This is a genomic window from Caballeronia zhejiangensis, assembly GCF_022879815.1.
Lineage (GTDB): Bacteria > Pseudomonadota > Gammaproteobacteria > Burkholderiales > Burkholderiaceae > Caballeronia > Caballeronia zhejiangensis.
This window is the reverse complement of sequence record NZ_CP084283.1, coordinates 2,787,787-2,798,585: the sequence shown is the minus strand read 5'-3', so window position 1 is coordinate 2,798,585 and position 10,799 is coordinate 2,787,787. Positions and strand designations below refer to the sequence as shown.

Genomic DNA, 10,799 nt, shown 5'->3' with positions numbered 1-10,799 from the left:
GCCACGAGCGGCACCCGTTATTTCCTGTCATCCGGAGTCAACATGAACTTTCCGATCAATCCGCTTTCCTCGGCTATGTCGGCCATTCAGTCGATGGCGTCGCAAGCCGCCGGCGGCACCGGCGCCGCAAACGCCGCGTCCGTCGCGTCGGGCGCCGTCATGGGGCAGAGCGGGACATCGGGCGCGGCGAGCGCCGGCAGCTTCGCCGACGCGCTGAAATCGTCCATCGACAAGATCAGCGACAACCAGAACAAGGCACTCGGCGAGGCGCACGCATTCGAAATCGGCGCGCCGAACGTGTCGCTCAACGACGTGATGGTCGACATGCAGAAGGCGAACGTCGGCCTGCAGTTCGGCCTGCAGGTGCGCAACAAGCTCGTGTCGGCCTACAACGACATCATGCAGATCTCCGTCTGACGGTCTTCACACGATCCGTCCCTCGATCCTCGCGATTGCTCTAGAGCCTTGAGTCCTAAAGCTTTGCCGCGTTTTTCCGATAACCCCGGTAACGGCACGGCGAACGATGGTTCGCCCGCTTGAGGCGGGCGGCACGCTCGTCTCTCACCGGTTTTACCGGACCCACACGGATCAGGACGAGCGGCACGGCGTCCGCTTGAAGCCCGCGCACGCTGCGGCATCGCATAAGGAGAACCCGAGAGATGTATTCCCCAGGACACGCAGGAGCCAGCGCCTACGCACGCGTGGGCGTTCAGACAGGGGTGATCGGAGCGAGCCCGCACAGGCTGATCGTGATGCTGTATCAAGGCGCACGTCAGGCGATCGCGCAGGCGCGCATGCATCTGCAGCAGAACAACGTCGGCGCGCGCGGCGCGGCGATCGGCAAGGCCATCAGCATCATCGAGAGCGGATTGCAGCAGGCGCTCAACAAGGATGCGGGCGGCGAGATCGCGCAACGGCTGGACGCGCTGTACACGTATATGACGCGCCGGCTGCTCGAGGCGAACATCAAGCAGAACGAGTCGATGCTCGTCGAAGTCGACGGCCTGCTCGCGACGCTGGAAGAAGCCTGGGTCGGAATTGGACAGGAAGTGGCGCAAATGACCGCCGTGCCCGCATGACGGGTATGAGCGTCGACTGCCTCGAAAGAATGAAGACGACACAAGAATATTTCGCCCACTACGAGGCCATTGCGGCGGTTTCCGGTCAGATGCTGGTGGCCGCGCGCGGTGGCGAATGGAGCGAGCTGAAGGCGTTGCAGGGCACCTATCGCGAGCTGGTCGACCGCCTGAAGGAAGTCGATACCGGTTCGGATCTCGACGAAACCGCCCGCGCACGCAAGCTGGACCTCGTGAAGAAGATTCTCGCCGACGACGCCGCGATCCGCGATCTGACCTCGCCGAGTCTCGCGCGCCTGTCCGCGCTCTTCACGGTCAACAGCCCGGCCCGCGTACTGAAGAAAATGATCGGACTGCGCTAGCCGCAGTTCCGCGCCAGCCGGACGATCCGGCCGGCGCTTACGAGGATGTGGGCATGACTGGACTCGATTCTGCGATCGCATCGTTGCTCGCCAGCCGCACCGAGCTCCTGATGTCCGCGATTCGCGCGCCGGGCGGCGTGAGCGGCAGCGGCGTGACGGGCACGAGCGTCGGGCAGACGACGCAGCCGGACATGCCGCAGACCGTCGGCGCGCCCGCCGTGGCGGCGGGACCGGCGGCGTCGGCGCAAACCGAGCTTTCCAGCGTCGCGCGCACGCTCGACGTGATTTCGCGCTTCGGCGGCGCGACGCCCGCGCTGACCGGCGACGCCCCGCTCTGGCCGACGCCGCCGCGCCCCGCGAGCGCCTTCGCCGCGCTCACGACCGGCCTCTTCGATACCGCTTTCTCCTCCAATGCCGCCGCCGTGGCGGCCGCGCGCGCCGCGACGCAGAATCTGCCGCCGCTGCCCGCCGCCGCGCTGGCGACGGCGCTCGCAAGGACCGTCGGCGAAAGCGGGCTTTTCTACGAATCGCATCTGGTGCAATGGCTCGCGGGCCAGCGCAGCGCGGCGTCGCTCGGCAACGAACCGCAGGCGCGCGTCGATGCCCGTTCGATGTCCCTGCCGTTCGAGCTCGCCAACGCCGTCACGCCGGCCGACACCGGCCTCGACGATGCCCGCGCGCCGCAGCTCGCGCCCGATCTGCCCGATTTCCACGGCCGCCCGATCGCGACGCCGCAGACGCCGCAGCAGGCGGCCGCGCTCGCGGCGTCGGTGCGGGATGCGTCGCCGTCCGAGCTCTCGAATTCGCAGAACGGAACCGCGAACGGCGCCAACGCGCAGACGGCGCAACCGAGCCGGCACGAATCGGCGCTGCAGGCGTCGCTCGCGGCGGGCATCCATCCGGCGACGCTCAATGTCGTGCGTCAGCAACTCGACGTGCTCGCGAACGAGCAATTCCGCTGGCAGGGCGAGGCGTGGCCCGGCACGCGCTTCGAGTGGGAAGTCGCCCGCGAACCGCGCGATCAGCGCGCTTCCGACGACGCGGCCGACGAACGCGCCTGGCGCACGCGCATCACGCTGTCGCTGCCCGCGCTCGGCACCGTCGACGCCGAACTGGTGCTGTCGGGCGACAAGCTCGTCACGCGCATCAAGGCGGGCGACGCGGGCGCGCGCCGTCTCGCCGCCGACGGCGCCGCGTTCGCGCGTCAGCTTGAAGCGGCGGGCATTGCGCTCGCGTCGCTGTCCGTGCGTTCGATGGACGGCACGACCGATCTCGCGCTTTCCGGCGACAAGACCGCCGCGAAAAAGCCGGTGCGCTCGCCGCTCGAACATCTGTTCCACCCGCCGCACGGCGATGGGAGTGAAACGTGAGCGGCCAGGATCATCCGCCGTACACGCGCAGGCAGGCGACGGCGCTCGCCTACGACGCGGGCAATCGCGAGGCGACGCCGCGCGTCGTCGCGAAGGGCTACGGCATCGTCGCGGACATGATCGTGCAGCGCGCGAAGGAAGCGGGGCTGTACGTGCACGAATCGCCGGAAATGGTGTCGCTGCTGATGCAGGTCGATCTCGACGCGCACATTCCGCCCGCCTTGTATCAGGCGGTCGCGGAATTGCTGTCGTGGGTGTATCGGCTGGAGAACGAGGAGCCGTTGAGGGAAGCGGGGCGGGCGATCCGCTGACGCTTTCTCAGGCGGCGAACGCCCGCGTGACGATCGCCGCGTGATCGAAGCGTCCGGGCAGCGTGCCGTACACGCGCCCGTTTTCGCCGCGCGCGTCGCCAAGACGCGATTCGACGAACGCATCGGCGACATCCTGCGGCGCGTGCCGCGCGAGCAGCACGCCCTGCGCGCACAACGTCAATTGCTGCGCGATGCGCCGGGCCGACGCTTCCCGGATCGACGGATCGTCCGTCAGCATCGCAATCAGCGACGACAGCGCGCCCGCCAGCGCCGGATGCGCGCCCGCCGTCGTCTTCCAGTCGTCGATGAGCGCGTGCGCGGCGTCCTGCTCGCGCTCGAACGCGCGCAGGACGTCGAGGCACATCACGTTGCCCGAGCCTTCCCAGATCGAATTGACCGGCGCCTCGCGATAGAAACGCGCCATCGGCCCGGTTTCGACATAGCCGTTGCCGCCCCAGACTTCCATCGCTTCGCCGGTGAATTCGAGCGCACGCTTGCAGACCCAGAATTTCGCGGCGGGCGTGACGATGCGCCGCCACGCGCGTTCGGCGAGCGCTCCGCCTGGCGCGGCGCTCTGCTCGAACGCGCCCGCGAGCCGCATGAACAGCACCGTCGCGGCTTCGGATTCGAGCGCGAGATCGGCGAGCACGTTGCGCATCAGCGGCTGATCGACGAGATGCGCGCCGAACGCGCTGCGCTGCCGCGCGTGATGAATCGCCTGGACGAGCGCCGCGCGCATCAGCGCCGCACTGCCGATCACGCAATCGAGCCGCGTGAAATTCGCCATCTCGATGATGGTCGGCACGCCGCGTCCCTCGTCGCCGATCATCACGCCGTAAGCATCGAGAAACTCCACTTCGCTGCTCGCGTTCGAGCGGTTGCCGAGCTTGTCCTTCAGGCGCTGGATCTGGACCGCGTTCTTGCGGCCGTCCGGCGCGAAACGCGGCACGTAGAAGCACGACAGGCCGCCTTCGTCGGCGGTGCGCGCGAGCACGAGATGCGCGTCGCATTGCGGCGCGGAGAAGAACCACTTGTGACCGACCAGCCGATAAGCGCCTCCGCGTCCCATCGCGCCGTTTCTGTCGATGGCGTGCGCGCGCGTGCGGTTGCTGCGCACGTCGGAGCCGCCCTGTTTCTCGGTCATGCCCATGCCGATCATCATCGAATGCTTGCCCGCTTCGAGCGGAATGTCGCGCGGATCGTGTTCGCGCGAAAGCAGCGCATGCGAAACGCGCGCGAACAGGTCGGGTTCGTTGCGCAGAACGGGGATGCTCGCGAAGGTCATCGTGATCGGGCACAGCGAGCCCGATTCGAGCTGGCCGTGCAGATAGTAGCCGGCGCAGCGCGCGGCCATCGATCCGGCGCGCGCGGACGGCTCGAACGGCATCGCGTGCAATCCCTCATGGCGCAGTCGCCGCAGCAGTTCATGCCACGCCGGATGAAACTCGATGGCGTCGATGCGCTCGCCGCGCGGACTGTGCGTCGCGAGTTCGGGCTCGTGGCGGTTGGCGAGCTCGGCCAGCGCGACGACGTCCGGCTGCGTCAGCGCCATCCCGTCGCGCGAAAGCGTCTGCACATGCCAATGCGCGCCTTCGCGTCCGACGGCGGCGACGAGCGCCGGATCGAAGGCGAACGCGTCATAGCCGACGAGCGGCGACGCCTGATTCGTGACGTCGTGGGTTTGCCCGAACGGGCGATCGGCGGGATCGGACATCGTCGCTCTCCTTCTGCGGTGATTCGTCGCTGTCGGACGCGCGCAACAGCGCTTTCGGCGGATCGGCCGTCCGGGCGTCATCTCGAATTCAGGAATCATAGGCCGCGCACGGATCGGCCGTGTAGAGGCACCGTTCTTTTCGGGATCGATCGGGAACTTTTGATGCGCGCTCCTAAAGCGCCGCTCACTGAGATAAATCCGATTGTTAATCCCGCCCCGATGACGCGCCGGAACCCGAACCTATAATCGGCACGCCTGATTCCGGCGATTGCAGTAACGCCTTTCACGGAAGCATTCTCAATGAGCATCAACCTCAATCAACTTGTCCAGGGCGCTTTGACCGAAAGCGTGTTGCAGCATGTCGCCGGGCGCATCGGCTGCGCGCCGGAATCCGCGCGGCGCGTCGTGTCGCTGTGCGGGCCGGCGCTGATCGGCGCGATGATGAACAAGGCGTCGTCGCTCGAAGGCGCGCGTCATCTGTTCGCGGCGATCATGTCGCCGGCGACCAACGCGCTGATCGCCGAAGAACTGCCGCACTTCGTCGTGCAGGACGAGGGTTTCAAGACGCTCGTCGACAGCAGCGAAAAAGCCGATGCCGAAATCGCCTCGCGCGACAATCTCAATCTGCTCGCCGAGCGCATCGCCGAATACACGGGCGTCGCGGCGAGCGCCACGCGCACGCTGACCGGCGTGGTCGGCGCGACGCTCTTCGGCGTGCTCAAGCGCTATCTCACGCAGCACAACGGCAATCCCAGCCAGCTTCCGACGCTGCTCGGCCATCAGTTGCCGGTCGTGCGCGCGAACATGACCGACGCGTTTGCCAACGCGCTCGGTCTCGGTTCGGTCGGCGCGTTTCTCGCGGGTGTCGCATCGCGGCTGAAGGCGGTGTCGGCGCATCTGGAACATCCGGCGACGCAGGAAGCCGCCGTGTTCGCGCAGCCGCAGGAAGCGCCCGCCGCCGCCGATCACGCCGTGAAGGAAGACGCGGGCCGGAAGAAATGGTGGTGGATCGCATCCGCTGCCGCGCTCGCGATGTTCGCGGTTCTGGCCGGTCGCGGCTGCTCGACGGACAACAAGCCGGAAGACGCCGCGCCCGTCGCGAAGCCGGACGCCGCTTCCGACGCGAGCGCCGAGACGGCAACGGGCGCGACGGCCGCCGCGGCCGATCAAGCGTCTGCGCCGGCCGCGCTGCCTTCCAAGGACGCAACGATGTCCTTCGTCGTCGACGCATCCGGCGTTCCGACGCTGACCGCTACCGTCCACGACGAGCACGAACGCCGCGAACTGCTCGACACGCTCGCCGCGAAGCTCGGCGCGGACAAGTTCAAGGCGGACATCGCGGTCGATCCGGACACGAAGCCCGCCGCGTGGATCGCGAAACTCGACGGCCTGCTCCCGGTCATGACGCTGCCGGGCGCGCAAGTGCGCGTGGTTGGCGACAAGATCGACCTGAGCGGCCGCGCGGGCGATTCGAAGCTCGGCTGGCTGGACAAGCTGAAGGCGTTCTTCGGCGACGGCTGGACGATCGGCGCAACCGACACGACCGCCGCCGCAAAAACGCTCGCCGCGTCGGACGCTGTCGCGAATTGCAGTGCCGCCGACGTCGCGAAGAATCTGAATCTGCGTCCGATCAAGTTCGGCTTCGCGTCAAACGAGTTGCCGCGCGGCGCTGAACGAACTCGCCGAATCCGCGAAGGGGCTGAAGGATTGCGACGCGAACGGCAAGCCGATCAAGCTGCAGATCGGCGGCTACACGGACAGTTCGGGCAATCCGGCGGTGAATCTCCACTTGTCGGAAAAGCGCGCGCGGTCCGTGCGTTCGTATCTGATCCAGCGTGGCGTGCCGGCCGACACGCTGACGGCGGAAGGTTTCGGCGACGCGCATCCGATCGGCGACAACGCCACGCGCGAAGGCCGCGCGGCGAATCGGCGAATCGAATTCAAGGAACTGAACTGATTCGGGAATCGCGCGAGCCGCTGTAAATGACGCGCCGGTCCGCTCATCGCGGGCCGGCGCGTTTTTTTGCGTGGATGTCATCGGTTTCGCGGAAAGCCATCGGCCATGAAATCCTGATCCAGATTCGCGGGCAGCATTTCCCGCGCGACCTCGATCCACGCGCGCGCCGCGTGCGACAGATAACCGTTGCGCCGCCAGCCGAGCGCCATGTCCCAGTGAATCTCGGGCGCGACGACCGGACGGCAGGTGAACGCGTTCGCGTCGAGACGCCGGCAGTACGGCGCGGGCAGCAGCGCGATGCCGATGCCTGCCTGCACGAGCGCCGCCATGAAATCCCAATGCCCGCTGCGGCCGACGATCGTCGGCGCGAAACCCGCCTCACGGCACGCGTTGAGCACGACGTCGTTGAGCGCGAGGCTCTCGCCGTAGAACACGAACGGTTCGGCGGCGAGATCGGTGAGCGCGACTTCGCGGGCGTCGTCCCAGCGCGAACCCTTCGGCGCGACGAGCCAGAGAATCTGCCGGCTCACGGGTAGGACGTCGAACATCGCGGTGTCGACCGGCTGCAAGACGCCGCCCAATTCGAGCTCCCCGTCTATGAGCGCCGCCTCGATCGCCTTCGAGCCGCGCTCGAACAGCTTCAGCTCAACTTTCGGATAACGGCGACGGAACGCGGCGATGGCCGGCGTGAAGAGCGATCCGCCCATCGGCGGAATGCCGATCGTCAGCGTGCCGCGCCCGAACGTGCCGAGATCGTTCAGCTCCGCTTCCAGACGCGCGTGCGCCGCCAGCACCTCGACGCCGCGCTGATAGACGATCTGGCCGGCGTCGGTCAGCACCATCTGACGCCCCTCGCGCAGAAGCAGCGGCGAGCCGACCTCGTCCTCCAGCGCCTTCACCATCTTGCTGATGGTCGGCTGCGTCACGAACATGTGTTCGGCGGCAGCGGTGAAGCTCTTCTGTTTCACCACTTCGATGAAGTACCGCAAGGCGCGCAATTCCATCGTCGGCTCCGAATTCCAGTTTGGAATGATTCGAATAAGGTTAAGTCATTTTTATTATGCAAGGTGCGCCCATATACTCAGCCTACGGGATAACCCTAATCAGTCGCCTTCAGCCCACGAGAGCCGCCATGTCCACCGCCCTGCCGATCAAAACGCCGTCCGCCTTCGCCCGCTTCCTGCGCGTCGCGGTGCAGTCCGCCGCGCTCGCGGGGATCTGGGTCGCAGCGGATTTCGTCGCGCGCAAGCTGTCGCTGCCCGTGCCGGGCGGCGTGATCGGCCTCGTCGCGCTGCTCGCGCTGCTGTTCTGCGGCGGCGTCGCGCCGCGCTGGGTCAAGGCGGGCGCGGACTGGCTGCTGTCCGACATGCTGCTCTTCTTCATCCCGGCGGCGGTCGCGGCGGTCCAGTACGGCGGCCTGTTCATGGAAGACGGCTGGCGGCTCGCGCTCGTGGTCGTCGGCGGAACGTTGATGGTGATGGTGGCCGTGGCGTTCGCCGTCGACCGTGCGGCGCGCCTGGAACGCCGTCTCGCCCTGCGCCGTGTGCTCGTCGCGCGACACGCGGCCCGCGCCTGAGCGAGCGGACATGAACCACTTCTTTGCCTCGCTTCTCGAAGACGACGCCGCGCGCCTCATCGCGGCCGGTTGCTTCGTGCTGACCGTCGCGCTGTACTTCGCGGCCAAGCATCTGTACGCGCGCTTCCGGCGGCCGTGGCTCACGCCGCTTCTGGCCGTGCCGGCGGTGCTCGCGGTCATCGTCGTGATTGCGCGCATTCCGTACTCGGTCTATTACACCGACACGCGCTGGCTCATGTGGCTGCTCGGACCGGCGACGGTCGCGTTCGCGGTGCCGATCTATGAGTACCGCGAACTCATCAAGCGGCACTGGATTTCGCTGACCGTCGGCGTGACGGTCGGCATTCTGGTGGCGGTCGGCGGTTCGCTCGCGCTCGCGAAGCTGCTGCATCTGTCGCCGGAATTGCAGCGCAGCCTCGCGACGCGTTCCGTGTCGACGCCGTTCGCGCTCGCCGTCTCCGACAAGATCCACGCGCCCAAAGACCTCACCGCGCTCTTCGTGATCGCGACGGGCGTCTGCGGCATGCTCTTCGGCGAAATCGTGCTCGCGCTCGTGCCGCTGCGCACGCGGCTCGCGCGCGGCGCGTTGTTCGGCGCGGCGGCGCACGGCGTCGGCACGGCGAAGGCGCGCGAACTGGGGAGCGAAGAGGGCGTCGTCGCGAGTCTCACGATGATGATCGCCGGTGTCGTGATGGTGCTGCTCGCGCCAGTGCTTTCCGTACTGCCTTTCTGAGCGCTTGCGCGCGCCGCGAAAGTCCCTCTTCGGCGTCTCGAAAACGCATTCGCCACACGAGACTTTGCTACAATCGACGCTCGTTTCCGAGGAGCGTTGCGACGGGCGATTCATCGAATCCGCCCGCCAGGCTCGGAAGCATTCAATCCGGACGGTTCGAAAGCGCCAGGCAGTCAAGGCGCCCGCTGAGCCACCGCATCGAACGGCGCTCACGTCAACATTTCTAGTCTTTTTAGAAAAGGAGGGCGTGATGAACGCCGCAGTTCTCGATTCCAACGGTTCCAAGGATTACATCGTTGCCGACATGTCGCTTGCCGCATGGGGCCGCAAAGAGCTCGACATCGCCGAAACGGAAATGCCGGGTCTCATCCAGACGCGCGAAGAGTACAAGGCGCAGCAACCGCTGAAGGGCGCGCGCATCGCCGGCTCGCTGCACATGACGATTCAAACGGGCGTGCTGATCGAAACGCTCACGGCGCTGGGCGCGGACGTGCGCTGGGCATCGTGCAACATCTTCTCGACGCAGGATCACGCAGCTGCAGCGATCGCCGCGGGCGGCACGCCGGTGTTCGCGTTCAAGGGCGAATCGCTCGACGAATACTGGGAATTCTCGCATCGCATTTTCGAATGGCCGAACGGCGAATTCGCCAACATGATTCTCGATGACGGCGGCGATGCAACGCTGCTGCTCATCCTCGGCGCGAAGGCGGAAAAGGACCGTTCGGTCATCGCCAAGCCGACGAACGAAGAAGAAATCGCGCTCTACAAGTCGATCGCGAAGCACCTCGACGCCGATCCGACGTGGTACTCCACGCGCCTTTCGCACATTCAGGGCGTGACGGAAGAAACCACGACGGGCGTGCATCGCCTGTATCAGATGGAAAAGGAAGGACGCCTGCCGTTCCCCGCCATCAACGTGAACGATTCGGTCACGAAGTCGAAGTTCGACAATCTGTACGGCTGCCGCGAATCGCTCGTCGACGGCATCAAGCGCGCGACCGACGTGATGATCGCCGGCAAGATCGCGGTCGTCGCGGGTTACGGCGACGTGGGCAAGGGCTGCGCGCAATCGCTGCGCGGTCTGGGCGCGACGGTGTGGGTCACGGAAATCGATCCGATCTGCGCGCTGCAAGCCGCAATGGAAGGCTACCGCGTCGTGACGATGGAATACGCCGCGAGCCGCGCCGACATCTTCGTCACCGCGACGGGCAACTATCACGTCATCAACCACGATCACATGAAGGCGATGCGCAACAACGCGATCGTCTGCAACATCGGCCACTTCGATTCGGAAATCGATATCGCGTCGACGCGTCAATACACTTGGGACAACATCAAGCCGCAGGTGGATCACATCGTCTTCCCGGACGGCAAGAAGATCATCATTCTGGCTGAAGGGCGTCTCGTGAACCTCGGCTGCGCGACGGGCCATCCGTCCTTCGTGATGTCGAACTCGTTCACGAACCAGACGCTCGCGCAGATCGAACTGTTCACGCAGGGCAAGAAGTACGAGAACAAAGTCTACGTGCTGCCGAAGCATCTCGACGAAAAGGTCGCGCGCCTGCACCTCGGCCGTATCGGCGCGGAACTGACCGTGCTGTCGGACGAGCAGGCCGGCTACATCGGCGTCGACAAGAACGGCCCGTTCAAGCCGAACCACTACCGCTATTAAACGCTGACGGCAGCCGTAACAGGCGCGG

Annotated in this window: 11 protein-coding genes and 1 riboswitch; of the genes, 9 read left to right on the top strand and 2 right to left on the bottom strand. The window is 66.3% G+C overall.

What is annotated here, in order from left to right; genetic code table 11:
- The first annotated feature begins 42 nt into the window (after positions 1-42).
- The 5 genes from fliE to LDZ23_RS13435 all read left to right on the top strand — a co-directional run bounded on the left by fliE (position 43) and on the right by LDZ23_RS13435 (position 3,119).
- Positions 43-417 (top strand): flagellar hook-basal body complex protein FliE, encoded by a 375-nt coding sequence (gene fliE / locus LDZ23_RS13455; protein WP_008352588.1) that lies wholly within the window; start codon positions 43-45, stop codon positions 415-417.
- A gap of 242 nt (positions 418-659) precedes the next feature.
- Positions 660-1,079, top strand: coding sequence for a flagellar export chaperone FliS (fliS, locus tag LDZ23_RS13450; protein WP_033536660.1), 420 nt, complete (start codon positions 660-662; stop codon positions 1,077-1,079).
- Positions 1,080-1,108: 29 nt separating this feature from the next.
- The gene (locus LDZ23_RS13445) at positions 1,109-1,438 is read left to right on the top strand and encodes a flagellar protein FliT (RefSeq protein ID WP_033536661.1); all 330 of its coding nucleotides are present in this window, start codon (positions 1,109-1,111) and stop codon (positions 1,436-1,438) included.
- 53 nt (positions 1,439-1,491) lie between these two features.
- Complete coding sequence (fliK, locus tag LDZ23_RS13440; RefSeq protein ID WP_008352594.1) at positions 1,492-2,808, top strand: flagellar hook-length control protein FliK; 1,317 nt, start codon at positions 1,492-1,494, stop codon at positions 2,806-2,808.
- Entirely contained in the window at positions 2,805-3,119 is a 315-nt protein-coding gene (locus LDZ23_RS13435; RefSeq protein ID WP_008352596.1) for an EscU/YscU/HrcU family type III secretion system export apparatus switch protein, read from the top strand. Before fliK ends, LDZ23_RS13435 begins: the two co-directional genes overlap by 4 nt.
- 7 nt (positions 3,120-3,126) lie before the next feature.
- Here LDZ23_RS13435 and LDZ23_RS13430 read toward each other — a convergent pair whose 3' ends face one another.
- Entirely contained in the window at positions 3,127-4,833 is a 1,707-nt protein-coding gene (locus LDZ23_RS13430) for an isovaleryl-CoA dehydrogenase (protein ID WP_008352599.1), read from the bottom strand.
- 300 nt (positions 4,834-5,133) lie between these two features.
- Between LDZ23_RS13430 and LDZ23_RS13425 the strand changes: the two genes are divergently transcribed.
- Positions 5,134-6,816, top strand: a complete 1,683-nt coding sequence (locus tag LDZ23_RS13425) for a DUF937 domain-containing protein (protein ID WP_008352601.1) — start codon at positions 5,134-5,136, stop codon at positions 6,814-6,816.
- A 51-nt stretch (positions 6,817-6,867) separates the two neighbouring features.
- Here LDZ23_RS13425 and LDZ23_RS13420 read toward each other — a convergent pair whose 3' ends face one another.
- Positions 6,868-7,794: a LysR family transcriptional regulator gene (locus LDZ23_RS13420; RefSeq protein ID WP_008352602.1), complete on the bottom strand. Its 927-nt coding sequence runs from the start codon at positions 7,792-7,794 to the stop codon at positions 6,868-6,870.
- Positions 7,795-7,922: 128 nt separating this feature from the next.
- Between LDZ23_RS13420 and LDZ23_RS13415 the strand changes: the two genes are divergently transcribed.
- The 3 genes from LDZ23_RS13415 to ahcY all read left to right on the top strand — a co-directional run bounded on the left by LDZ23_RS13415 (position 7,923) and on the right by ahcY (position 10,771).
- Positions 7,923-8,366: a CidA/LrgA family protein gene (locus LDZ23_RS13415; protein ID WP_008352603.1), complete on the top strand. Its 444-nt coding sequence runs from the start codon at positions 7,923-7,925 to the stop codon at positions 8,364-8,366.
- A 10-nt stretch (positions 8,367-8,376) separates the two neighbouring features.
- A complete protein-coding gene (locus LDZ23_RS13410; RefSeq protein WP_008352604.1) occupies positions 8,377-9,099 on the top strand; it encodes an LrgB family protein in 723 nt (240 codons plus the stop codon).
- Positions 9,100-9,181: 82 nt separating this feature from the next.
- A riboswitch (S-adenosyl-L-homocysteine riboswitch) is annotated at positions 9,182-9,317 on the top strand.
- Positions 9,318-9,349: 32 nt separating this feature from the next.
- Positions 9,350-10,771 carry an adenosylhomocysteinase gene (ahcY, locus tag LDZ23_RS13405; RefSeq protein ID WP_008352605.1) on the top strand — a complete coding sequence of 474 codons (1,422 nt, stop codon included), beginning with the start codon at positions 9,350-9,352 and terminating at the stop codon, positions 10,769-10,771.
- The last annotated feature ends 28 nt before the right edge of the window (positions 10,772-10,799 follow it).